The sequence below is a fragment of the Vogesella amnigena genome (assembly GCF_042648905.1).
GTDB lineage: Bacteria > Pseudomonadota > Gammaproteobacteria > Burkholderiales > Chromobacteriaceae > Vogesella > Vogesella amnigena.
In genome coordinates this window covers 125578-147969 of record NZ_JBHRYH010000005.1, presented here as the reverse complement: position 1 = coordinate 147969, position 22392 = coordinate 125578, and the positions used below count along the sequence as shown (strand labels likewise).

Annotated in this window: 27 protein-coding genes and 1 tRNA gene; 17 read left to right on the top strand and 11 right to left on the bottom strand. The window is 63.9% G+C overall.

The window, feature by feature from the left end; translation table 11 throughout:
* Positions 1-15: 15 nt before the first annotated feature.
* Positions 16-756 (top strand): TerC family protein, encoded by a 741-nt coding sequence (locus ACFOKJ_RS02515; RefSeq protein WP_390276416.1) that lies wholly within the window; start codon positions 16-18, stop codon positions 754-756.
* A 13-nt stretch (positions 757-769) separates the two neighbouring features.
* Positions 770-1219 carry a universal stress protein gene (locus ACFOKJ_RS02510; RefSeq protein ID WP_390276415.1) on the top strand — a complete coding sequence of 150 codons (450 nt, stop codon included), beginning with the start codon at positions 770-772 and terminating at the stop codon, positions 1217-1219.
* Positions 1220-1370: 151 nt separating this feature from the next.
* Here the strand turns inward: ACFOKJ_RS02510 and ACFOKJ_RS02505 are convergent, their stop codons facing one another.
* Together ACFOKJ_RS02505 and kynU are read right to left on the bottom strand one after the other, a co-directional pair.
* The gene (locus tag ACFOKJ_RS02505) at positions 1371-2246 is read right to left on the bottom strand and encodes an EamA family transporter (protein ID WP_390276414.1); all 876 of its coding nucleotides are present in this window, start codon (positions 2244-2246) and stop codon (positions 1371-1373) included.
* Between the two features lie 143 nt (positions 2247-2389).
* Positions 2390-3640 carry a kynureninase gene (kynU, locus tag ACFOKJ_RS02500; RefSeq protein ID WP_390276413.1) on the bottom strand — a complete coding sequence of 417 codons (1251 nt, stop codon included), beginning with the start codon at positions 3638-3640 and terminating at the stop codon, positions 2390-2392.
* Between the two features lie 157 nt (positions 3641-3797).
* Here kynU and ACFOKJ_RS02495 point away from each other — a divergent pair, with 157 nt between their 5' ends.
* Positions 3798-4289: an Lrp/AsnC family transcriptional regulator gene (locus ACFOKJ_RS02495; protein WP_390276412.1), complete on the top strand. Its 492-nt coding sequence runs from the start codon at positions 3798-3800 to the stop codon at positions 4287-4289.
* Between the two features lie 87 nt (positions 4290-4376).
* On the opposite strand, the gene ACFOKJ_RS02490 is transcribed toward ACFOKJ_RS02495, so the two are convergent.
* Positions 4377-4466: transfer RNA gene (locus ACFOKJ_RS02490), tRNA-Ser, on the bottom strand.
* Between the two features lie 106 nt (positions 4467-4572).
* Between ACFOKJ_RS02490 and ACFOKJ_RS02485 the strand changes: the two genes are divergently transcribed.
* The gene (locus ACFOKJ_RS02485; protein ID WP_390276411.1) at positions 4573-5724 is read left to right on the top strand and encodes a pyridoxal phosphate-dependent aminotransferase; all 1152 of its coding nucleotides are present in this window, start codon (positions 4573-4575) and stop codon (positions 5722-5724) included.
* A 74-nt stretch (positions 5725-5798) separates the two neighbouring features.
* On the opposite strand, the gene ACFOKJ_RS02480 is transcribed toward ACFOKJ_RS02485, so the two are convergent.
* Together ACFOKJ_RS02480 and ACFOKJ_RS02475 are read right to left on the bottom strand one after the other, a co-directional pair.
* Positions 5799-6680, bottom strand: coding sequence for a hypothetical protein (locus ACFOKJ_RS02480; RefSeq protein WP_390276410.1), 882 nt, complete (start codon positions 6678-6680; stop codon positions 5799-5801).
* A 1-nt stretch (position 6681) separates the two neighbouring features.
* A complete protein-coding gene (locus ACFOKJ_RS02475; protein WP_390276409.1) occupies positions 6682-7251 on the bottom strand; it encodes a LemA family protein in 570 nt (189 codons plus the stop codon).
* A gap of 82 nt (positions 7252-7333) precedes the next feature.
* Here ACFOKJ_RS02475 and ACFOKJ_RS02470 point away from each other — a divergent pair, with 82 nt between their 5' ends.
* Positions 7334-8203 (top strand): Rossmann-like and DUF2520 domain-containing protein, encoded by an 870-nt coding sequence (locus ACFOKJ_RS02470; protein ID WP_390276408.1) that lies wholly within the window; start codon positions 7334-7336, stop codon positions 8201-8203.
* 17 nt (positions 8204-8220) lie between these two features.
* On the opposite strand, the gene ACFOKJ_RS02465 is transcribed toward ACFOKJ_RS02470, so the two are convergent.
* Genes ACFOKJ_RS02465 through ACFOKJ_RS02455 form a run of 3 tightly spaced genes read right to left on the bottom strand, consistent with a single transcriptional unit; the run spans position 8221 to position 9834 of the window.
* Positions 8221-8541 (bottom strand): hypothetical protein, encoded by a 321-nt coding sequence (locus tag ACFOKJ_RS02465; protein ID WP_390276407.1) that lies wholly within the window; start codon positions 8539-8541, stop codon positions 8221-8223.
* A 10-nt stretch (positions 8542-8551) separates the two neighbouring features.
* Entirely contained in the window at positions 8552-9256 is a 705-nt protein-coding gene (locus ACFOKJ_RS02460; RefSeq protein WP_390276406.1) for an SAM-dependent methyltransferase, read from the bottom strand.
* The gene (locus tag ACFOKJ_RS02455; protein WP_390276405.1) at positions 9256-9834 is read right to left on the bottom strand and encodes a Maf family protein; all 579 of its coding nucleotides are present in this window, start codon (positions 9832-9834) and stop codon (positions 9256-9258) included. The genes ACFOKJ_RS02460 and ACFOKJ_RS02455 overlap by 1 nt, the downstream gene beginning before the upstream one ends.
* A gap of 127 nt (positions 9835-9961) precedes the next feature.
* On the opposite strand from ACFOKJ_RS02455, the gene ACFOKJ_RS02450 reads away from it, so the two are divergent.
* The 10 genes from ACFOKJ_RS02450 to pabC all read left to right on the top strand — a co-directional run bounded on the left by ACFOKJ_RS02450 (position 9962) and on the right by pabC (position 18642).
* On the top strand, positions 9962-10462 hold the full coding sequence (locus ACFOKJ_RS02450) for a YceD family protein (RefSeq protein WP_390276404.1): 501 nt from the start codon (positions 9962-9964) through the stop codon (positions 10460-10462).
* Between the two features lie 30 nt (positions 10463-10492).
* Positions 10493-10672: a 50S ribosomal protein L32 gene (rpmF, locus tag ACFOKJ_RS02445; RefSeq protein ID WP_390276403.1), complete on the top strand. Its 180-nt coding sequence runs from the start codon at positions 10493-10495 to the stop codon at positions 10670-10672.
* A gap of 64 nt (positions 10673-10736) precedes the next feature.
* Positions 10737-11771, top strand: a complete 1035-nt coding sequence (gene plsX, locus ACFOKJ_RS02440) for a phosphate acyltransferase PlsX (RefSeq protein WP_390276402.1) — start codon at positions 10737-10739, stop codon at positions 11769-11771.
* Positions 11772-11780: 9 nt separating this feature from the next.
* On the top strand, positions 11781-12740 hold the full coding sequence (locus tag ACFOKJ_RS02435) for a beta-ketoacyl-ACP synthase III (protein ID WP_390276401.1): 960 nt from the start codon (positions 11781-11783) through the stop codon (positions 12738-12740).
* A 162-nt stretch (positions 12741-12902) separates the two neighbouring features.
* Positions 12903-13832: an ACP S-malonyltransferase gene (gene fabD, locus ACFOKJ_RS02430; protein WP_390276400.1), complete on the top strand. Its 930-nt coding sequence runs from the start codon at positions 12903-12905 to the stop codon at positions 13830-13832.
* A 42-nt stretch (positions 13833-13874) separates the two neighbouring features.
* Positions 13875-14612, top strand: coding sequence for a 3-oxoacyl-ACP reductase FabG (gene fabG / locus ACFOKJ_RS02425; RefSeq protein WP_390276399.1), 738 nt, complete (start codon positions 13875-13877; stop codon positions 14610-14612).
* 152 nt (positions 14613-14764) lie between these two features.
* Positions 14765-15004: an acyl carrier protein gene (acpP, locus tag ACFOKJ_RS02420; protein WP_019103041.1), complete on the top strand. Its 240-nt coding sequence runs from the start codon at positions 14765-14767 to the stop codon at positions 15002-15004.
* 165 nt (positions 15005-15169) lie between these two features.
* Positions 15170-16411 carry a beta-ketoacyl-ACP synthase II gene (gene fabF / locus ACFOKJ_RS02415; protein WP_390276398.1) on the top strand — a complete coding sequence of 414 codons (1242 nt, stop codon included), beginning with the start codon at positions 15170-15172 and terminating at the stop codon, positions 16409-16411.
* A gap of 105 nt (positions 16412-16516) precedes the next feature.
* Positions 16517-17815 (top strand): aminodeoxychorismate synthase component I, encoded by a 1299-nt coding sequence (locus tag ACFOKJ_RS02410; RefSeq protein ID WP_390276397.1) that lies wholly within the window; start codon positions 16517-16519, stop codon positions 17813-17815.
* Positions 17815-18642, top strand: coding sequence for an aminodeoxychorismate lyase (gene pabC, locus ACFOKJ_RS02405; protein ID WP_390276396.1), 828 nt, complete (start codon positions 17815-17817; stop codon positions 18640-18642). Before ACFOKJ_RS02410 ends, pabC begins: the two co-directional genes overlap by 1 nt.
* Positions 18643-18739: 97 nt before the next feature.
* On the opposite strand, the gene ACFOKJ_RS02400 is transcribed toward pabC, so the two are convergent.
* The gene (locus tag ACFOKJ_RS02400; RefSeq protein ID WP_390276395.1) at positions 18740-19012 is read right to left on the bottom strand and encodes a DUF4936 family protein; all 273 of its coding nucleotides are present in this window, start codon (positions 19010-19012) and stop codon (positions 18740-18742) included.
* Between the two features lie 70 nt (positions 19013-19082).
* Here ACFOKJ_RS02400 and ACFOKJ_RS02395 point away from each other — a divergent pair, with 70 nt between their 5' ends.
* Both ACFOKJ_RS02395 and ACFOKJ_RS02390 read left to right on the top strand, forming a co-directional pair.
* Positions 19083-19976 carry a prephenate dehydrogenase gene (locus ACFOKJ_RS02395; protein ID WP_390276394.1) on the top strand — a complete coding sequence of 298 codons (894 nt, stop codon included), beginning with the start codon at positions 19083-19085 and terminating at the stop codon, positions 19974-19976.
* Positions 19973-20428: a YaiI/YqxD family protein gene (locus tag ACFOKJ_RS02390; RefSeq protein ID WP_390276393.1), complete on the top strand. Its 456-nt coding sequence runs from the start codon at positions 19973-19975 to the stop codon at positions 20426-20428. The genes ACFOKJ_RS02395 and ACFOKJ_RS02390 overlap by 4 nt, the downstream gene beginning before the upstream one ends.
* On the opposite strand, the gene ACFOKJ_RS02385 is transcribed toward ACFOKJ_RS02390, so the two are convergent.
* On the bottom strand, positions 20425-20844 hold the full coding sequence (locus ACFOKJ_RS02385; protein ID WP_390276392.1) for a pyrophosphohydrolase domain-containing protein: 420 nt from the start codon (positions 20842-20844) through the stop codon (positions 20425-20427). The two genes, ACFOKJ_RS02390 and ACFOKJ_RS02385, sit on opposite strands and share 4 nt — an antisense overlap.
* A 116-nt stretch (positions 20845-20960) precedes the next feature.
* On the bottom strand, positions 20961-22253 hold the full coding sequence (gene aroA / locus ACFOKJ_RS02380; protein WP_390276391.1) for a 3-phosphoshikimate 1-carboxyvinyltransferase: 1293 nt from the start codon (positions 22251-22253) through the stop codon (positions 20961-20963).
* Between the last annotated feature and the right edge of the window lie 139 nt (positions 22254-22392).

The window sequence follows — 22392 nt, the reverse complement described above, 5'->3', positions numbered from 1 at the left end:
CAGTGGAGAGCACTCATGATGCTGTTTGGCATGGACCCGTTCAGCATGGCGTTTGTCACCGCCGTGCTGCAGATCGTGATGATCGACATCCTGCTGGGGGGCGACAACGCGGTGGTGATCGCGCTGGCTTGCCGCAAGCTGACACCGCAGCAGCGCCGCCGCGGCATCCTGTGGGGCGTGGCCGGCGCCATTGCCCTGCGCGTGGTGCTGATCTTCTTTGCGCTGCAGCTGCTGGCGCTGCCGTACCTGAAAGTGATCGGCGCACTGCTGCTGCTGTGGATAGGCATCAAGCTGCTGCAGCCGGACGACGACGATGCCCACGGCAATATCGCCGGCAGCACCCACCTGCTGGGTGCCATCAAGACCATCATCGTGGCCGATGCGGTAATGAGCCTGGACAACGTGATTGCCGTGGCCGGCGCGGCGCGCGGCGAGCTGGGGCTGGTGGTGTTCGGTATCGTGATCAGCATTCCCATCATCGTGTGGGGTAGCCAGTTCGTGCTGCGGCTGATGGACCGCTTCCCGCTGGTCATCACCCTGGGCGCTGCGCTGCTGGGCTGGATCGCCGGTGACATGTGGCTGGGGGATGCGGTGGTCAGGCCATTGCTGGCCGGTGCGCCGCACTGGCTGCATTATCTGTCGGGCGCCGCCGGTGCGCTGCTGGTGGTGCTGCTGGGCCGCTGGCTGGCCCGTCGCGCCACCGCAGCGGTGATACACGAGATTCCCCTGGGCGACGATCGCCCGCCCCAACCATGACAGGAGCAGTGGCATGAGCATGCGGATATTGCTGGCAGTGGATGGTTCCGATTGCGCCATGCGGGCGGTGCGGCACGTGCTGCGGCTGCGCGAACTGGTGGGGGAGCTGGAAGTACACCTGCTCACCGTGCAGATTCCGGTGGATTCCGGCCATGTGCGCTGGTTTGTCAGCCACGAACAGCTGGAAAGCTACTATCGCGAAGAAGGCACGGCTGCCCTGCAGCAGGCACAGGCGGCGCTGGATGCCGCCGGTCAGCCCTACGTGCGGCATATCGCGGTGGGCCACACCGCCAACACCATCGCCCACTACGCCAGCGAAGTGGCGGCCGATGTGCTGGTGATGGGCTCGCACGGGCGCGCCGGGCTGGGGCGCATGCTGCTGGGCTCGGTGACCAGCGAGGTGATACACCTGTCACGCGTGCCGGTGACGGTGGTAAGCCACGACAGCAGCGACCCGCGCTGAGCCTTAGAGCCTGTTCACGATCTAGCGAGCTAGAGCGAGACAAGGCAAAAACGGCTGAGGAAGCGGAGTTTACACAGAGTAAATGAGCATTCCGAAGCCGTTTTTAACGCTGTATCGCCGACGCGCAGCAGATCGTGAACAGGCTCTTAGACTAGGCCGCGGTAGCCATGGCTGCGGAATCTCGCCGTCCCAGCCGGTTCAGCCATAGCGAGGCCATGATCACCGCGCCGCCCAGCGCCAGCCGTGGCAGGTCGGCATCGCGGTTCCAGATCAGCACGTTCACCAGCAGCCCGGCCGGCACATGCAGCTCGTTCATGATCGCCAGCGTGCCGGCGCTGACCTGCACACTGCCTTTCACCCACCAGTACATGCCCAGTGCGGTGGCGAACAGCCCCATATAAACCAGCACACCCCACTGCATTGCCGTCTGCGGCAGGCGTTCGGCATTGCCGAACAGCAGGAAGGACGGCAAGGCCAGCAGCAGCGCCCCCAGGAAGAAATGACCAAAGTAGCGATACAGGGGCAGCGTTACCGGATACTGCTGCAACAGGCGGCGGCACAGTACCTGGCCGGCGGCAAAGGTGAAGTTGGCCAGCTGCAGCAGCAGGAAGCCGAGCAGGTATTCTCCGTGCAGCGGCTGGAAGCGGATGATGACGCCGCCACCCACCGCCACCGCGGCCGCTAGCAGGGCCCAGCGGTTGAAGCGGCGCGCCAGCGCATCGTCCAGCAGTGTTACGTAGATCGGGGTAAGCACGGTGAACAGCAGCACCTCCGGCACGCTCAGCACATTGAAGCTGCGATACAGGCACAGATAGGTAATGCCGAACTGCAGCGCACCGGCCAGCCAGAAGCCGCCCAGCAGGCGTCGCGGCAGACCATGCCACACGGTAAGCGGCAGAAATACCGCCGCGGCGATCAGCACGCGCAGCAGCACGGCAAAATCACTGTCCACCTGGGCTGCCAGGTATTGGCCGATCAGGCTGAAGGAAAACGCCCACAGGATGGTGACGATGATGAGATAAGGCATGGTGCAGACCGGGAGTGGCAATCGGGGCTGCGATGATAGGCCAGCGTTGGCCGCATGAAAACTGTCGCCAGCACGGAGGAGACAGAAACGACAATGCCCGGCACAGGGCCGGGCATTGTGGGTGGGCAATCAGTGCCGTGGCATCAGGTCACCGACGCACGCTGATGGAACTCGGGACGATCCCAGCTGCCGCTGTCCAGGATATCGCGCAGGATCTCCACCGCATCCCAGATATCGGCATGGCCCAGGTACAGCGGGGTCACGCCGAAGCGCAGCACTTCCGGTTCGCGGTAGTCGCCGATCACGCCACGGGCGATCAGCGCCTGCATGACAGCAAAGCCCTGCGGGTGGCGGTAGCTGACATGGCTGCCACGCTTGCCGTGTTCACGCGGGGTGATCAGCGTCAGCGGGTGCTGGCCGCAGCGCTCTTCCACCAGCTGGATGAACAGGTCGGTGAGCGCCAGCGACTTGGCGCGGATATCGGCCATGTCGACCTGCAGTGCCACGTCCAGACCGCATTCCACCATTGCCATGGAGGTGATCGGCTGGGTGCCGCACAGGAAGCGGCGGATGCCGTGTGCCGGCTGGTAGTTGTCGGCCATGGCGAACGGGCGGTTGTGGCCCCACCAGCCGGACAGCGGCTGCCAGAAACGGTCCTGGTGACGCGCTGCCACCCAGATGAAAGCCGGGGAACCCGGGCCACCATTCAGGTACTTGTAGGTGCAGCCCACGGCAAAGTCGGCATTGGCTGCATTCAGCGGTACTTCCACCGCCCCGGCGGCGTGTGCCAGATCCCAGATCACCAGCGCACCGCGCTGATGCGCCTGTGCGGTCACGGCAGCCATGTCGTACATGGCGCCAGTGCGGTAGTTCACGTGCGACAGCGCCACCACCGCCACGTCTTCGGTCAGCGCCTGTTCCAGCGACAGCGCATCGTCAATCAGGCGCAGCTCGTAGCCCTGCTGCAGCAGGTCGATCATGCCCTCGATCATGTAGATGTCGGTGGGGAAGTTGTCGCGCTCGGATACGATGATGCGGCGCTGCGGCTGGTCCTGCTGCTGGATGCGCACGGCGGCGGCCAGTGCCTTGAACAGGTTCAGCGAGGTGGTGTCGGTGACTACCACTTCATCTTCGCCGGCGCCGATCAGCTTGGCCAGCTTGTTGCCCAGACGGCCCGGCAGCTCGAACCAGCCGGCGGTGTTCCAGCTACGGATCAGGCCCACACCCCATTCCTGGGATACCACCTCGGCGCAGCGCGACATCGCCGCCTTGGGCTGGGCACCCAGCGAGTTGCCATCCAGATAGATGACACCCTGCGGGATATTGAATTGTTGCTTGAACGACGCCAGCGCATCACGCGCATCGGCAGCCAGACAGTCGGCACGGGTCAGCATGTTGATTTCCTCTCTGTTGCACCGGCGGTGCCGGCGGCTTGCAAACTTCGGTGCGTTGGCCGCACCGCTCTCCACAGGAAAATCGTAGCACTGTGGCAAGCTGTGGCGATTGCAAACTTGACTTGCGAAACAGTTGTTTTTCGCAAATCATGCAGCTATGGATTTACTAGGCGAAAGGAAATTGCGTATGCAGCTAGATGCCATTGATTTTCGGATAATGACGATCCTGCAAGCCAATGGTCGGCTCAGCAATCAGGACCTGGCTGACAAGGTGGCGCTATCGCCATCCGCCTGCCTGCGGCGGGTGCGCACACTGGAAGATAACGGCCTGATCCGGGGCTACCACGCACGGCTGGATGCTCAGCAGCTTGGCTTCGAACTGGAAGCCATCGTGCATGTGACAGTCGATCACAGCCGGCCGGATTGGCATGATGCCTTTTTGCAGCAAGTCAATTCATTCGACGAGGTAGTGGCCGCCTATGTGGTCAGCGGCGCCAGCAACTATGTGCTGCATATCCGCGCCAAGGGCTTGCCGGCGTTTTCCAGCTTTGTGGTGGAAAAACTCAACAAGCTGCCGGGCATGCGCGATATCTGCTCGTATATCGTGTTGAAGACAGTGAAAGACAAACTGGGAGAGTTGCCGTTGTAGGCAGATGGATGTGCTGCTGTTGGCCGCGGCACAACAGGCGGAACCAAGCAAAAGCCCCTGACAAGTCAGGGGCTTCAATGTTTGGTGTGGCGGAGAGAGAGGGATTCGAACCCTCGGTAGGCTCGCACCTACGCCTGATTTCGAGTCAGGTACATTCAACCACTCTGCCACCTCTCCGCGACAGGCTGCGCAGTATAGATGCGACCCCTGTGACTGTCAACCGTCGGCGTGCTGCGGCATACTTGGCAGCCTGGAGGCCGGAAGGCCCGTTGAAAGGGATGCAGTGAAACTATCGAACAGGTTGGCCGCAATTGCGCCGTTTCAGGTGATGGCGATTCTGGAAAAGGCGCGCGCCTTGCAGGCGGCGGGGCATGACGTGATTCACCTGGAGGTGGGCGAGCCGGACTTCGCCACTCCGCAGGCCATCGTGGAGGCCGGGCGCGCGGCCTTGGCGGCCGGGCACACCTTCTATACCGCGGCACAGGGGCTGCCGCAGCTGCGCTCGGCGATTGCCGACTTCTACCTGCAGCGCTTTGGCGTGACGGTATCGCCGGAGCGCATCATCGTTACGCCCGGTGCCTCCGGTGCGCTGCAGATCGCGCTGGGGCTGCTGGTGGACCAGGGCGATGGCGTGCTGATGCCGGACCCAACCTATCCGTGTAACCGCCACTTTGTCAGCCTGCTGGGCGGTGTGCCGCAGACGGTGGCGGTGGATGCGTCCACCCGTTACCAGCTGCTGGCGGATGCCGCTGCGGCCAACTGGCAGGCCAATACCGTGGCCACCATGGTGGCTACGCCGGCCAACCCTACCGGCACGGTGCTGAGTCGTGACGAGGTGAGCGAGCTGGCGGCGCTGTGCCGCGACAAAGACGCGGCGCTGATTGTGGACGAGATCTACCAGGGGCTGACTTACGGCGCGGATTCGTTCAGCGCGTTGTCGCTGGCGGACGATGTGTTCGTGATCAACAGCTTTTCCAAGTATTTCCAGATGACCGGCTGGCGCCTGGGCTGGCTGGTGGTGCCGCAGGATTACGTGGAGCCGGCGTTGCGCCTGGCGCAGAACCTGTTCCTGTGCCCGCCGGCAGCAGCGCAGCATGCGGCACTGGCAGCATTCCAGCCCGAGGTGCAGGCGCAGCTGGAGGAGCGCCGCGCCGAGTTTGGCCGCCGCCGCGATTACCTGCTGCGCGAGCTGCCACGGCTGGGTTGGAAGATTGACTCGGTGCCGGATGGCGCGTTCTATATCTACGCCGATGTATCGGCAGTGACCGATGACAGCTTTGCCTACTGCCAGCGCATGCTGGACGAGGTGAAGGTGGCGATTACGCCGGGGGCGGATTTCGGCAGCCATCGTGCCGGCCAGTATGTGCGGGTGGCCTACACCACCGGTATCGAGCGGCTGGAGCAGGCGATTGCGCGCATGCAGCGCGTGCGCTAAGCCGCTGCAGTAGGGAGCAAGGGCGTGGCCGGCGGCCACGCCCTTGTCGTTGCGGCCACGCCAGGGGGGCAGGCTCAATGCAGCAGCAGTTTGACGCTGTGCAGTGCCGCCAGCGTGGCTACGGCAGCGTGGCTCCAGGCCAGGCGCTGCAGGCGGCGGGCAGTGTCGTGCGGCTTGCGCCAGCTGATGATGAACGGGCGGCCGTCGGCTGGGCGCTGCAGCTGGCTGCCCTGTGGCGCGGCGTGCAGCTCGCGGTGCAGGCTCTGCACCTGCTGGTGCGCGGCCTGACGGGCGCTTTCCCACTCCTGCGGCGAGATATGGCCATCGCCGTCACTGTCGAAGCGGCGCAACAGGCCGCGCTGGTCTGCCTTCCATTCGTTCAGTGTCAGTTGCAGATCGGCGCGGTAATCGTCGCGCTGCAGGCGCTGACCACCGCCGCGTAGCTCACCCAGCACGTACAGCGGGTCGCCGGCGGCAATCCAGCGCTCGGTGTACTGGTAGTCGCCATGGTGCCAGCTGGCGCGGTGGCGGCTTTCCACCAGGGCGCCGGCCGGGTAGACACACACTTCGCCACGGTGATCCAGCAGGCGGAACACATCGTCGCTGCGATGTTGCTCGCTGGCCGGGTGGCCATAATCGCGCCCCTGGTAGCGACATTCGGCGTGGTACCACAGGCAGCGCATCTTGCCGTAGGGGGTGAGCAGGGGGTGGCCAGCCGGTGCGGCAGCCTCGCCGTGGCATTCGGTATAGCCCTGCGCTGCCGCGCCGGTGGTGGCGGTGGGGGTGTCTGCCACGTGGCGGTAGTGGTGATAGAAGCCGGCCCACAGCAGCAGGCCGTAGCCGCTGGCCAGCAGCACGAAAGGGAGGGGCGGAGCCACTGCCAGCTGCCAGTAGGCAAAGGCCAGCAGCGGGTAGGCCAGCAGCGAGAACCAGCCGTATTCCAGCAACTGGCGCATGTCAGCGGCTGAACAGCTCGTGCACGTCCACGTCGCGCTTTTCCGCCTCGGCAAAGCTCAGCGGGCGGGCGCTGTGGAAGCCGCAGGCATTGGCTACCAGCACATCCGGAAACTGCTCGATGCGCACATTGTTGTTGTTCACTGCTTCGTTGTAGAGTTCGCGGCGGTCGGCAATGCTCTCTTCCAGCTGGCTGATGCGCTGCATCAGGTGCTGGAACTGCTGGTCAGCCTTCAGCTCCGGGTAGGCTTCGGCCACCGCGAAGATCTGGCCGGTAAGGCCGCGCAGCGTGCTTTCCAGCTCGCCGACGCGGCCAACGTTGGCCGCGCGCGCGGCTTCGGACAGCATGGCGCGCGCTTCCATTACCTGCGTCAGTGTCTGCTGTTCGAACTGGCTGTAGTGGCGGCACACGTCTACCAGCTTGGGCAGTTCCTCGTTGCGCTGCTTCAGCAGCACATCGATATTGGCCCAGCTTTTGCTGACCTCGTGCTTCAGTCGCACCAGGCCGTTGTACAGCGCCACGGCGTAGAAAAACAGTACGGCAAAGGCAGCCAGAAACAGAATCAGTGGCATGGTGGTCTCCGTTGGGTAGGTGGCCATCGTCAGCGGCGTGGCGCGAGGCTGTCAAGCCGCCGGCATGCACAAGGAATGAAACATGCTTACCCTCAATATCATCGGCGCCGGGCGTCTGGGCAAGACTTTGGCGCGACTGGCGCAAGACAGCGGCCGCTACCGCATCGGCGCGGTGCTGTGCCGCAGCTTGCCGGCGGCGCAGCAGGCATGCGCTTTTATCGGCGGCGGCGAGCCGTGTGACAGCCTGCAGGCGCTGCCTGCGGCCAACCTTACCCTGCTGGCGGTGCCGGATGGGGCCATCGCCAACGTGGCTGCCGAGCTGGCGGCCAGTGGCAGGCTAGCGGCGGGCAGCGTGGCGTTTCACGCCAGCGGCGTGGGCGAGGCGAGCTTGCTGGCGCCCTTGGCCGCCGCCGGCGTGCATTGCGCCAGCCTGCACCCGGCGTTTTCCTTCGCCGAACCGGCGCGGGCTGTGCAGGGCTTTGCCGGCACCCGCTGTGCGCTGGAAGGCGATGCGGCGGCCTTTCCCGCGCTGCAGGACTTTGCCGGCGCCATCGGTGCGGTGCCGTTTGCACTGGCACCGGGCGGCAAGGCTGCCTACCACGCCGCGCTGTCGATTGCCTCCAACTACCTGGTAACGCTGCACGATCTGGCGGCGCGGGTGGCGGCGCAGGCCGGCATGGCGGATGAGGTGGCGGCAGCGGTGCTGGGCGGGCTGATGCGGCAGACGCTGGAAAACACCCTGGCGCTGGGGCCGCAGGCGGCGCTCACTGGCCCCATCGCCCGTGGCGACGCCGGCACCGTGGCCAGGCATCGCGCGGTGTTGGCTGCGCAAGATGATGCGCTGTACTGCGCGCTGGGTCTGGCGACGGCAAGGTTGGCCGCAGGCAGGCTGGATGCGGCGGCGCAGGCGGCACTGGGCCAGGTGTTGCTGCCGGGGCCTAGCGCGGAGTAAGCGGTGTGGTGAATGGGCTAGGGGAAAGGATTGGCTGGCGCCTGGCGGTAGCCCTGGCGCAGCAGGCTGTCGATCAGCCACTGCGCGCCTTTGCGTGCTACCCAGATATTACGCGCCAGATACGCCAGGCAGGGCAGCAGTATTGCCAGATCACGGCTGGCCAGAACCAGCCCGGCAAACACAAACTCGGACAGCAGCAGCCAGCGCGCGTGCCAGACCAGCCCTTCGCTCAGCGCCCACAGCGTGGGCGTGACAAGGGCCAGCCAGCTGCAGCCACTGTTCACCTGCCGCTCGGGCAGGGTGGGGTGATAGAAACAGCGCTGCTCGCTGGTGGCCATGCTTGCCGCCCTAGCCGGCGTGAATCACGAAGATCGCCGGCCGCTTGTGGAAGTTCGGCGCTTCTTTCGGCCAATCCTTCACCAGCCGGCTGACGATGGTCTGCGTCGGCGCAGTCAGGTCGGCGGCCACGCACAGGCGGGTGGCCGGTGCCAGCGTCTCGAGCAGCTGCTGCAGCAGCGCGTTGTTGCGGTAAGGCGTTTCGATGAACAGCTGGGTTTCGTTGTTCTGCCGCGAACGCGCCTCCAGCGCCTTGATAGCCTTGGCGCGCTCGGCGGCATCCACCGGCAGGTAGCCGTGGAAGGCAAAGCACTGGCCGTTGGCGCCGCTGGCCATCATTGCCAGCAGAATCGACGACGGCCCGATCAGCGGCTCCACGCGGTAGCCTTTCTCATGTGCCAGCGCCACCAGCTGTGCGCCAGGGTCGGCCACCGCGGGGCAGCCAGCTTCCGATACCAGGCCCACATCCAGCCCTGCGGCCAACGGTGCCAGCAGCGCGGCCACGTCGGCAGGCTTGGTGTGCTCATTCAGCGTGTTCATCACCAGCTCGCGAATCGGCGTCGTCACGCCCAGCTGTTTCAGGTGCTTGCGCGCGGTCTTTTCCGCTTCCACCACAAAGTGGTTGATGTGGGTGACGCGGGCGCGTTCACCCTCCGGCAGCCACGGGGTGTCGCCTTCGCCCAGCGGGGTGGGAATCAGATACAGGGTGCCGGCCATTACAGGATCTCCACGCCTTCGTTCTGCAACATGGTCACCAGTGCGAACAGCGGCACGCCGATCAGCGCATTGGGGTCGTCCGATTCCACCTTCTGCAGCAGCGCGCCGCCCAGGGTTTCGCTCTTGGCGCTGCCAGCGCAGTGCAGCGCATCCGGCTCGCGGGTCAGGTAGTTGCGGATTTGCTGCTCGGTGAGCTGACGCAGGGTAACGCGGGTGATGCCAACATCTTCCTGGATATGGCCGTTGCGGCTGTTATAAACAGCAAGAGCAGAGTGGAATACCACGGTGCGGCCGCTCATCCATTTGAGCATCTCCACGCCGTTTTCAAAGCTGCCCGGCTTGCCGATCTGCTGGCCATCCAGCAGTGCCACCTGGTCGCCGCCGATGATCAGCGCATCGGGAAAGCGCTCCGCCAGCGACATGGCCTTGGTGCGTGCCAGGCGCACGGCGGTGTCCAGCGCGGATTCACCCGGCAGCGGGGTTTCGTCGCATACCGGAGCCACTGCCTGCACGGGTAGCCCCAGGCGTTCGACAATTTCGCGGCGGTAGCGGGAAGTGGAAGCAAGGACGATCTGCATGAAGATTCCATTTGCGGTAAGCTGCGCATCCGTTTCATGGCTTTTGCCACTGCTTGCCGGACGAAATGCAGCCTAAGCCCTGATTGTTTTGACAAATTACCTGCCGCGATTATATCATCCAAGGTTTATGTCTAACCCGATTTTGATTGATCCGCTCGCTTTCGCCCGCGACGGCGCCGAATTCCACAAGGAACTCAGCGTTGCCGATCTGGATGAGCGAGTGCATGAAGTGCTGGCGTCTACTGCTGGCGCGGTGAAGTTTACGCTTGCCGGTTTTGTCGACCGTCTGCGTCGTCCTTCGCTGCGTTATACGTTGACGGCCAGCGTCGAACTGAGTTGTCAGCGCTGCCTGGGTGTCATGCCCTTCGATGTCGCAAGTGACGGCGTGATTACGCTGTTCACCAGCGAAGCGAAGCTGGAAGACGCGGTGGCGCAGGACGAAGAGTTGGACGCCATCATGGCTGAAGACGAGTTCGACGTGCTGGCACTGATCGAAGACGAAATCATTATGGGCTTGCCGCTGTCGGCGAAACACGACGACTGCGGCTCGGAGCATCTGGAGCGCGCCAAGGCTGACAAGCCTAATCCGTTCGCGGTACTGGCAACGCTTAAGAAATCCGGGTCCTGAACTTTTACTTGTATTTCTTAGGAGTCGACCATGGCTGTTCAACAGAACAAAAAGTCCCCGTCCAAGCGCGGCATGCATCGTGCACACGATTTTCTGACCGCTCCGGCCCTGGCCAAAGAGCCGACCACCGGTGAAAGCCACCTGCGTCACCACATCAGCCCGAACGGCTTCTACCGTGGTCGTCAGGTTGTGAAGGCCAAAGGCGAGTAATCCTCGTCGCCCCATCGCTACTTACCCTCATAACTACAGGTAGGCTCACTACCGTTCCACGTTAATGACTATTACCGTAGCGATCGATGCCATGGGCGGTGACGTTGGCCTCAAGGTCACCGTCCCGGCATCCGTAAATTTTCTGCAAGACACCCCCGACGTCAATCTGATTCTGGTAGGTGACAGTGCCGGCATTGAAGCCGAACTGGCCGCGCAGCCGGCTTCCGTGCGCGCGCGCATTACCGTGCAGCATGCCACCCAGGTGGTAGGCATGGACGAGGCGCCGCAGCTGGCGCTGAAGAACAAGAAAGATTCGTCGATGCGGGTGGCGATCAACCTGGTCAAGGATGGCCAGGCGCAAGCGGCTGTCTCCGCCGGCAATACCGGTGCGCTGATGGCTACCGCCAAATTCGTGCTCAAGACCATTCCGGGTATCGACCGTCCCGCCATCGCCAAGATGATGCCGGGTACCGGTGGCGAGACCTGCGTGCTGGATCTTGGCGCCAATGTGGACTGTTCGCCCGAGCAACTGCTGCAATTCGGCATCATGGGTGCTGAGCTCGCGGCCAGTCTGCAACACAAGCAGAACCCCAGTGTGGGGCTGCTGAACATCGGTTCCGAAGACATCAAGGGCACCGACAATATCAAGCGTGCAGCCGAGTTGCTGCGCGATTCCGGCCTGAATTTCTACGGTAACGTTGAGGGCAACGACATCTTCAAGGCAACGGTAGATGTGGTAGTCTGCGACGGCTTTACCGGCAACGTGGCGCTGAAAGCTTCCGAGGGGCTGGCGCACATGATTGCAACCTTCCTGCGCGAAGAGTTTGCCCGCACGTGGTGGACCAAGCTGTGCGCACTGGCAGCCATGCCGGTGCTCAAGCACTTCAAGGCCCGCGTTGATCCCCGTCGCTACAATGGCGCCAGTTTTCTGGGCCTGCGCGGGATCGTGGTGAAAAGCCACGGCGGCACCGATGCGCTGGGATTCCGTATTGCATTGGAGCAGGCTTGCGAGGAAGTTCGCGCCAATGTGATTGGTCACATCACGGACCGGGTCGCTTCCCAATTACAAAATCTCAAGCGCTCCGAGTCTGAAGCTTAAAGTTAGCTCATGACCTATTCCCGCATTCTCGGTACCGGCAGCTACCTGCCGGAAACCGTGTTGACCAATGCCAAGCTGGCTGAGCGGGTGGAGACCAGTGATGACTGGATCGTCTCCCGCACCGGCATCCGCGAACGTCGCATCGCCGCCGATGACCAGAAGACCAGCGATCTGGCCTACCAGGCATCGCTGCAGGCGCTGCAAAGCGCAGGCCTGGCTGCCAGCGATATCGACCTGATCATCGTGGCTACCACCACGCCAGACATGGTATTCCCCAGCACTGCCAGCATCCTGCAGGAAAAGCTGGGCATTCCGGGTGTGCCGGCTTTCGATGTGCAGGCAGTGTGCGCCGGTTTTGTCTATGCACTGGCTACCGCCAACGGCTACATCAAGAGCGGCATGGCCAAAAATGTGCTGGTGGTAGGCGCCGAAGTAATGAGCCGCCTGCTGGACTGGGAAGACCGCCGCACCTGCGTGCTGTTCGGCGATGGCGCCGGCGCCGTGGTGGTGGGGCCGTCCGACGAGCCGGGCATCCTGCATGCCAAGCTGGCAGCCGATGGCCGCTACCGCGATATTCTCAAGACCGAGGCGCAGATTGCCGGTGGCGAGCTGGCTGGTGCTCCCTATCTGTACATGGATGGCCCGGCGGTATTCAAGTTTGCCGTCAAGGCGCTGTCCGATATCGCCGAGAAAACCCTGGCCGAGGCCGGCGTGGCACAGGCCGATGTGGACTGGCTGGTGCCGCACCAGGCCAATCTGCGCATTATCGAATCCACCGCCAAGCATCTGGGCCTGTCCATGGACAAGGTGATTGTCACCCTGCCGGAGCAGGGCAATACTTCGGCGGCATCCATTCCGCTGGCGTTCGACCACGCCGTGCGTAGCGGCAAGATCCAGCGTGGCCAGACCGTGATGCTGGAAGGTATCGGCGGCGGTTTCGCCTGGGGCGCGCTGCTGCTGCGCTACTGATTGCGGCCAACGGGCGTGGCGCTGCCATGCCCTTTTTTGTTGATTGACAGTGATTGTCGGCAAACAGCGGTGAACGTGTGTTCATACGGCCGTTTGAGTGTTTTTTTGCATTAATGCCGGCAAGTCGTCATCATTCACCCCGTTTCAAAAAGGAGACCCGCAATGGCGTTTGCCTTTCTTTTCCCCGGCCAGGGCTCACAGAGCCTGAAAATGATGGACGGCTTTGCCGACCTGCCGGTAGTAAAACAGACTTTCGACGAAGCCTCCGCCGCCCTGGGTGAAGACCTGTGGGCCATGCTGCAGGCCGAGTCCGCCGACGCGATCAACGCTACCGTCAACACCCAGCCGCTGATGCTGGCTGCCGGTGTGGCCACCTACCGCGCCTGGCTGGCCCAGGGCGGCTCGGTGCCGGCGGTGGTGGCTGGTCACAGCCTGGGTGAATACTCCGCGCTGGTAGCGGCCGGTGCGCTGGACTTTGCCGATGCGGTGAAGCTGGTGCGCCTGCGTGCCCAGGCAATGCAGGAAGCGGTGCCGGCTGGCGAAGGCGCCATGGCTGCCATCCTCAACCTGTCGGATGACGACATCCGCGCCGCCTGTGCCGAAGCCGCACAGGGCGAAGTGGTGGAGCCGGTGAACTTCAACTCGCCGGGGCAGGTAGTGATTGCCGGCAGCAAGGGTGCCGTGGAACGTGCCATGGAGCTGTGCAAGGCCAAGGGCGCCAAGCGTGCGCTGCCGTTGCCGGTATCGGTGCCGTCGCACTGCTCGCTGATGAAGCCGGCTGCCGAGCGCCTGGCCGCGGCACTGGCCACGGTAGACATCAAGGCGCCGCAGATCCCGGTGCTGCACAACGCCGACGTGGCCGCCTATAGCGATCCGGCACAGATCCGCGATGCGCTGACCCGTCAGCTGTACTGCCCGGTGCGCTGGACTGAAACCGTGCAGAAGCTGGCCGCCGACGGCATCGTGCTGATGGCCGAATGCGGCCCGGGCAAGGTACTGGCCGGCCTCGCCAAGCGCATCGACGGCAACGTCAACTGCCATGCGCTGACCGATGCCGCCAAGCTGGAAGCTGCCCGCGCCGAGCTGGCGTAAACAATGCAGGTTGGCCGCATGCGGCCAACTTAGGAGAGAGACATGAGTTTGCAAGGTAAAGTCGCACTGGTGACCGGCGCATCGCGCGGCATCGGTGCTGCCATTGCCGACACGCTGGCTGCGGCCGGCGCCAAGGTCATCGGCACTGCCACTTCCGACAGCGGCGCTGCCGCCATCGGCGAGCGCCTGTCGCAGTGGGGCGGTGTCGGCATGGTGCTGAACGTGGGTGAAGAAGGCGCCATCGACGCGCTGATCGACACCATCAGCAAGGAATACGGCGATGTCACCATTCTGGTGAACAACGCCGGCATCACTCGCGATGGCCTGCTGATGCGCATGAAGGACGAAGACTGGGACGCCATCATGGATACCAATCTGAAGTCGGTATTCAAAGCATCCAAGGCTGTATTGCGCGCCATGATGAAGGCCCGCACCGGTCGCATCATCAACATCGCCTCGGTGGTGGGTGCGATGGGTAACGCCGGCCAGGCCAACTACGCGGCCGCCAAGGCCGGCATCATGGGCTTTACCAAGTCCATGGCGCGTGAAGTGGGTAGCCGCGGCATTACCGTGAACTGCGTGGCACCTGGCTTTATCGACACCGACATGACCCGCGCGCTGCCGGAAGCGCAGCGCGAGGCGCTGGTAGGGCAGATTGCCCTGGGTCGCCTGGGCGATGCACAGGATATCGCCGACGCGGTGCTGTTCCTGGCATCCGACAAGGCTGCCTACATTACCGGTCAGACATTGCACGTGAACGGCGGCATGCTGATGCCGTAAGGCATCATTTGCGGCAGCCAACCAACACTTGGGTGGCCGCCCGGACAGCATTTTGCAGTAGCAGATTGCTCCAGGTAGGCTACTGAGGTTTTTTTTTGTAGAATGTCGGGGTTTTGTTGTCCCGAACACAGAAAGGTAAAGGGTTTAAACAAATGGAAAACATCGAAGCGCGCGTAAAGAAGATCGTTGCCGAGCAACTGGGCGTGAATGAAGCCGAAGTGAAGATCGAATCTTCCTTCGTTGACGATCTGGGCGCTGACTCCCTGGATACCGTTGAGCTGGTTATGGCACTGGAAGAAGAGTTCGAGTGCGAGATTCCGGATGAAGAAGCCGAGAAGATCACCACCGTTCAGCAAGCCGTTGACTACGTGACTGCTCACCTGAACAAGTAATTCCATTCCGGATTTACAGGACCTCTGCCGGTGTGGCTAAACGCGCCTGCAGGGGTTTTTTGCTGTAGTGCTCCTGAAACGCATGTTTGATTCAATGTCCGTGGACATTGCCTCGCGCTCAGGAAACCCCCGGGAGCCTGCCTCCCGCTCATTTGGAGATACCCTGTGTCTACACGCAGAGTAGTAGTGACCGGCCTCGGACACGTGTCCCCGGTCGGTAACGATGTCGCCAGCGGCTGGGCCAATCTCCTCGCCGGCAAGAGTGGCATCACTGCCATCACCCGTTTTGACGCCAGCGATGTGGCCTGCCAGATCGCCGGTGAAGTCAAAGGTTTCGACATTACCGAATACATCTCGGCCAAAGAAGCGCGCCGCATGGATGTGTTCATCCATTACGGTATCGCTGCCGCGCTGCAAGCCGTGGCCGATGCCGGCCTGGATGACGTGCCGGGTCTGGACAAGACCCGCGTGGGCGTGAACATCGGTTCCGGTATTGGCGGCCTGCCGCTGATCGAGGAAACCGGCGTGGCGCTGCAGCAAGGCGGTATCCGCAAGATCGGCCCGTTCTTCATTCCGGGCTCGCTGATCAACCTGATCGCCGGCCACGTGTCCATCCTCAAGGGCTTCCAGGGTCCGAGCTACGGCATCGTGTCCGCTTGCACCACCGGTGCGCACTGCATCGGCGATGCTGCGCGCCTGATCAAGTACGGCGATGCCGACGTGATGGTTGCCGGTGGCGCCGAAGGTGCCATCACCAAGCTGGCCGTGGGCGGTTTTGCTGCCATGAAGGCGCTGTCCACCCGCAATGACGACCCGGCTACCGCCTCCCGCCCGTGGGACAAGGGCCGTGACGGCTTCGTGATGGGCGAGGGCGCCGGTGTGGTGGTACTGGAAGAGTACGAGCACGCCAAGAAGCGTGGCGCCAAGATCTACGCCGAGCTGATCGGCTTCGGCATGAGCTCCGACGCCTACCACATCACTGCGCCGAACGCCGAAGGCCCGGCCCGCGGTGTGAGCAACGCGCTGCGCGATGCCGGCATCAACGCCGACCAGGTGCAGTACGTGAACGCGCATGGCACCTCCACCCCGCTGGGCGATGCCAACGAAACCAATGCGCTGAAACTGGCATTTGGCGAGCATGCCAAGAAGCTGGCGGTAAACTCCACCAAGTCGATGACCGGCCACCTGCTGGGCGCTGCCGGTGGTGTGGAAGCCATCTACTCCATCCTGGCCGTGCACAACCAGATCGCGCCGCCGACCATCAACCTGCACGAGCAGGACATCGAGGCCGGTTGTGACCTGGATTACGTGCCGAACACCGCGCGCGAGATGAAGATCGATGTGGCGATCTCCAACTCCTTCGGCTTCGGCGGTACCAACGGTACCCTGGTGTTCAAGCGCATTTAAGCCATGTCCTGTCGCACAGGCGACATTGACAGCCAAGACCGCTGCGATAAACTCGCGCGGTCTTTTTCTTTTGCGGCCAACGTTACCCGCGTCAGGCCCGAAATCATGCACTTCGAACTGCTGAACCATACCCCCGACCTGCTGGCGCTGCATGCCGCCGATCGGGCGCGCTTTCCCTACCTGCTGCAGTCTTCGGGCGATATCGGCTGGGACATCCTGATGGCGTTGCCGCAGAGTCGCCGCGTATACCGCGAAGGCGAGGGCGCGGCGTTTCTTGCCGACGTGCGGGCACTGCCGGCGCCGCAGGCAGTGGCCAACTCGTATGGCCTGCCGTTTACCGGTGGCTGGTTCGTCTATATGGGCTACGACCTGCTGTCCGAGTTCGAGCCCAGCGTGCCGCAGGCCATTAGCGACAGCTTCCCCTTGGCCGCATTGACGCGCATCCCGGCGGCGCTGATCTACGATCGCGCTGGCAAGCAAAGCTGGCTGCTGGCGGAGACTACCGCGCAGCTGGACGAGCTCAAGGCTGCGCTGGCCACTGCTGTGCCGTTCACCCCGCGCGCGGTGAGCCTGGCCGGGCTGGAGGAAGATCCGCCGCACTGGTACACCGACGCAGTGGTGAAGCTGAAGGACTACATCTACGAAGGCGATGTGTTCCAGGTGAACATCTCGCGCGGCTGGCGCGCCACGCTGGACGAGGAAGTGCGGCCGGTCGACCTGTTCGCCGCGCTGCGCCGCGCCAACCCTGCACCGTTCTCGGCGCTGGCGGATTTCGGCGATGCGCATATCGTCAGCTCCTCGCCGGAGCGGCTGGTGCGCGTGCACGACGGCTGGGTGGATACCCGCCCGATCGCCGGCACCCATCCGCGCTCACCAGATGCCGGCGAAGACGCTGCACTGAAGCAGCGGCTGATCAGCAGCATCAAGGAACGTGCCGAGCACGTGATGCTGATCGACCTGGAACGCAACGACCTGGGCCGCATCTGCCAGCCGGGAACGGTGGAGGTGAACGAGCTGATGGCGGTGGCCAGCTACGCCTACGTGCATCACATCGAATCCAATGTCCGTGGCCGCATCCGCCCTGGCGTGGATACCGTGGACGTGTTCCGCGCGCTGTTCCCCGGCGGCACCATCACCGGCTGCCCCAAGGTGCGCACCATGCAGATCATCCGCGAGCTGGAAAACAGCGCCCGCCGCGCCTACACCGGCAGCCTGGGCTACCTCAACCGCGACGGCAGCATGGATCTGAACATCCTGATCCGCACCTTCATGCAGCAGGGCCAGCAACTACGCTTCCGTGCCGGCGGCGGCATCGTTGCCGACTCCGACCCCGAGCGCGAGCTGCAGGAAACCCGCCACAAGGCGCGTGGCCTGCTGCGTGCACTGGGCGTGGAACAAGCCTGATGCTGATCAACGGCCAGCCCGGCGACAGCATCGACGCCAGCGACCGCGGCCTCGCCTATGGCGATGGCCTGTACCGCACGCTGGAAGCGCACTACGGCCAGCCGCTGCTGTGGCGCTGGCAATGGCAAAGGTTGGCCGCAGACTGCGCCAGCCTGCACCTGCCCTGCCCGGATGAGGCATTGCTGCTGGCGGAGATCGCACAAGTCGCCGGCACGCTGCCGCGCGCGGTGGTGAAGATCGTGCTCACCCGCGGCAGCGGCCAGCGCGGCTACGCGATGCCGGCGACGTGCACGGCGACACGCATCGTCAGCGCCACCGCCTGGGGCGGCTACCCGGCCGAGCGCGCCGAGCATGGCGTAGCGGTGCGCTGGTGCGACACCCGGCTGGCGATCCAGCCACTACTGGCTGGCATCAAGCACCTGAACCGGCTGGAGAACGTGTTTGCGCGCAGCGAATGGCATGACCCGGCCATCGCCGAAGGGCTGATGCTGGACATGGACGGCACGGTGGTGGAAGGCACCATGAGCAATCTGTTCATCGTGCGTGGTGGCGAGCTGTTTACTCCGCTGCTGGACCGCTGCGGCGTCAGTGGTGCCATGCGCGCCTGCGTGCTGCAGCTTGCGGCCAACCTTGGCATCCCGGTTCGCGAGGTGCGGCTGCAGCCGGAGGATGTGCTAGCGGCGGACGAAGCTTTTGTCTGCAACAGCCTGGCCGGCATCTGGCCACTGCGCCAGCTGGACGGGCGGCAGTGGCTGGCGTGGCCGCTGACACGGCGGCTGCAGCAAGCGTTGCTCACGATCTGCTGCGCGTCGGCGATACGGCGTTGAAGCCGGCTTCGGAATGCTCATTGACTTCATGTCAATTCCGCTTCCTTAGCCGTTTTCGCCTTGTCTCGCCCTAGCTCGCTAGATCGTGAATGCGTTTTTATGCCAGCGGCTGGAACCACTCCTCATGCCGCTGCAGCGCCGCCAGCAGTGGCTGCCGGCAGACAGCCGCCCGCAGCACGGTGCTGAAGGCGGCGATATCGCTGATCGGCTCGTAGATTTCCATCCAGGTATGCGCGTCATCGCGACGTCGCAATAATCTTCCCTCTACTTCTGTTTTTTTCTGAATTTCTGCCAGTAGCGCATTTGCTTGCTGCTGTATTGGCAGGATATTGCCGTCAACTCGGTAATAGATATACAGCGACAGGGCCATGGCTGCTCCAGTGGTGGCGACAAAATGCGGTTATGATAGCCGCTTCTGATTCAATGGCACGGGATGCGGTATGCAGGTGGGTGAGGGTGGCTTGACCCTGGTAGTGATCGGCGTCGGTCTGATCGGCGGTTCGTTTGCCCTGGCGCTGAAGCGCGCCGCCAAGGTGGCGCGGGTGATCGGCGTCGGGCGTTCTGCGGCCAACCTGCAGCGGGCGGTGGAGCTGGGGGTGATAGACGAAGCCAGCCACAGCGCCGCCGAGGCGGTAAAGCGCGCCGACCTGGTGCTGGTGGCCACGCCGGTAGGGCAGATGGGGCGGGTGTTCGCCGAGATCGCGCCGCACCTGCCGGCTCATTGCGTAGTGACTGACGGCGGCAGTACCAAGAGCGACGTGGTGGCGTTGATGCGCCAGCACTTGCCCGCCCAGCTGGCGCATTGCGTGCCGGCGCACCCGATTGCCGGCTCCGACCTGTCCGGCGCCGCTGCTGCGCAGTACGGCCTGTACGACAACCGCCGCATCGTGGTGACGCCGCTGCCGGAAACTTCTCCCGCCGCCGCCGAGCTGGTGCGCGAGCTGTGGCAGGCCTGCGGTGCCCGTGTCTACCAGATGAGCGCCGGCGAGCACGATGCGGTGTTCGCCACTGTCAGCCACTTGCCGCACCTGCTGGCCTTTGCCTACGTGGATGCCATCGTCGGCAAGGCCGATGCCGAGCGCTGCTTCGATTTCGCCGCTACCGGCTTCCGCGATTTCACCCGCATTGCCGGCAGCCACCCGGAAATGTGGCGCGACATCGCCCTGGCCAACCGCGATGCGCTGCTGGTGGAGCTGGATACCTTCCAGCGCACGCTGGATGCCTTGCGTGCCGAGCTGCAGGCTGGCGATGCCGAGGCGATGATGCAGCGTTTCGAGCGCGCCCGCGCCGCACGCCACAGCTGGCAACAGAAATTCAACCGGGGCAACGCATGACCATCTGGGTGGATGCCGATGCCTGTCCCGGCGTAATCAAGGACATCCTGTTTCGCGCTGCCGAGCGCACCGGCGTGGCCACCGTGCTGGTGGCCAACCAGCTGCTGCGGGTGCCACCGTCGCCGTACATTCGCGCGTTGCAGGTGCCAGCCGGTTTCGACGTGGCCGACAACCACATCGCTCAGCAGGCGCAGCCGGGTGACATCGTGGTGACGGCGGATATTCCGCTGGCGGCGCAGGTGGTGGCCAAGGGCGCACTGGCGCTGAACCCGCGCGGCGAGCTGTACAGCGACGCCACCATCCGCGAGGCGCTAGCGCTGCGCAACTTCATGACCGAGCTGCGCGACAGCGGCGTGCAGACCGGCGGCCCGGCAGCCTTCAGCCAGCGCGACCGCGCCAACTTCGCCGCGCAGCTGGATAAGCTGCTGCACAAGTTGGCCGCAAAGCGCTAGCCGCCGCTGGCGCGAATTACGCCCTCTTTATCTGCCGGCTGCCAGCCGGCCGGTTTCAGGATCTTGCCGTCTGCGCGGCGCACCACCTTGCCGTCCACGCATTTGGCAAGGTTGGCTGCATGAATGGCGGCGAACATGTCTTCCAGCGGCAGACCCTGCGACAGTAGCAGGCCGATCAGCACATTCAGCACATCCACGCCCTCGGCTGCCAGTTCGGCGCGCAGTCGGGTCTGCTCGGCCGCGTCGGCCTGCTGCAGGCGCTGGTAGTCCTGCAGTGCAGTCATGAATTCCTGCCACTCCTCCTGCAGCATGTTCTGCCACATGGTCAGCGCTTCGGCGTGATATTGCGGGCTGGCGGGTAGCGCCATGTCGAAGCGCTGCATGAAGTCGCGGCGCAGGGCGAACGGATTGCTCATCTTGTGTTTTCTTTATATTGGCGGCGCAATATTTTGTGTTTTGCTAATCGACTTGGCAAGTTGATGGCATGAAAAAGGCCGCTGCATCGCAGCGGCCTTGTCGGGGCAGTGGGCGATCAGTTGGCCGCCAGCTTGCCCAGTACCTCGAAGTAGTCCGGAAAGGTCTTGGCCACGCATTTGGGGTCGTTGATGATCACCGGTGTGCCCAACAGCGCCACTAGCGAGAAACACATCGCCATGCGGTGGTCGTCGTAGGTGTCGATCTCGGCGTTGGCAGTCAGCGTGGCCGGCGGGGTGATGCTGATGCTGTCCTGCGTCTCCACCACGCTGGCGCCGACCTTGCGCAGCTCCGTAGCCATCGCTGCCAGGCGGTCGGTTTCCTTCACGCGCCAGCTTTCCACATTGCGGATGGTGGTGGTGCCCTTGGCTGCCAATGCCGCTACCGCGATGGTCATCGCCGCATCCGGAATGTGGTTCAGGTCCACGTCGATGGCGTTCAGCCCGCCTTGCGGCGCGCGCGCCTCGATCCAGTTGTCGCCCATACTGATCTCGGCACCCATCAGGGCCAGCGCATCGGCAAACTTCACATCGCCCTGGATACTGCTGCGGCCAACCCCTTCCACCCGTACCGGGCCGCCGGCCAGTGCGCCGGCTGCCAGGAAGTAGGAGGCGCTGGAGGCGTCGCCTTCCACGTGGATTTCACCCGGTGCGCGGTAGCGCTGGCCGGCAGCGATGGTGAAGCGCTGCCAGCCGTCGCGCTGCACGGTTACGCCGAAGCGCGCCATCAAGTTGAGGGTGATCTCGATATACGGCTTGGAAATCAGCTCACCCACCACTTCGATGGTGACGCTCTCGCCGGTCAGCGGCAGGGCCATCAGCAGCGCGGTAAGGAACTGGCTGGAAACGTTGCCTTTCACCGGGATTATCTTGCCGGCGCTGATGCTGGCCGGGTGGATCTGCAGCGGCGGGTAGCCATCGTTGCCCAGGTAGCGGATGTCGGCGCCGGCCACGCGCAGCGCGTCCACCAGGTCGCCGATCGGGCGCTCGTGCATGCGCGGCACGCCATGCAGGTGGTAGTTGCCCTGCATCAGCGCCAGCGCAGCGGTAAGCGGGCGGAAGGCGGTGCCGGCATTGCCCAGGAACAGGTCGGCATCCTTCACCGCAAAAGCACCGCCAGTGCCGTGCACCAGGAAGTCGCGGCTGTCACCTTGTTGTTCCACTTTCACGCCCAGCGTGGCCAGGGCTTCCAGCATGCGGCGGATGTCGTCGGAATCCAGCAATTCACGCACCAGGGTCGGGCCATCGGCCAGGGCGGCCAGTAGCAGGGTGCGATTGGAGATGCTCTTAGAGCCTGGCAGTTTTACCGTGCCGGCGAGGCGGGGAATCGGGTGCAGCGTGAGTTGTTCCATGGTCTTGTCTTTTTGGCGGGCGGCGGGCGTGCCGCACGGGGTGATCTCGTGCTGCGACTGTACCGGTTTTGTGCACTGCGACGCAAGCCTGCAGCCAGCAGGCGAGCTGCGTTACAATCGTCGGTTTTGATTCGGGGCG